This is a genomic window from Halalkalibacter lacteus, from assembly GCF_036663595.1.
Classification (GTDB): domain Bacteria; phylum Bacillota; class Bacilli; order Bacillales; family Bacillaceae_D; genus Halalkalibacter; species Halalkalibacter lacteus.
On record NZ_JAWRVL010000372.1, the window covers coordinates 1 to 247 of the forward strand.

1 protein-coding gene is annotated in these 247 nt (G+C 72.1%); it reads right to left on the bottom strand.

Annotation, left to right across the window (positions count from 1 at the left end; genetic code table 11):
* A partial coding sequence (locus tag SAZ04_RS22695) for a cyclic nucleotide-binding domain-containing protein (protein ID WP_332699997.1) occupies positions 1–247 on the bottom strand: 247 nt, incomplete at both ends.

The window sequence follows — 247 nt, forward strand, 5'->3', positions numbered from 1 at the left end:
GGTGCGGCCCATCGCCTGCTGCTCGGTGGCCAGGCTGGCGTGGTGCATGGAAAGGAGCCGCCGCGACTCGCGCAGGAGACTGCCGAGGTAGCGGGTCGCGAATGCCCTGAAGCGCGGGCTGCGCTCGAGCAGAGGCTCGAAATCCGCGGCCGGCAGCTGGTAGCAGAACACGTCGCTGCCGGCGATGTAGGGCGACGCGACGGGCCGGTGCTCGAGCAGCGCGCCCACGGAGAAGCACTCGCCCGGG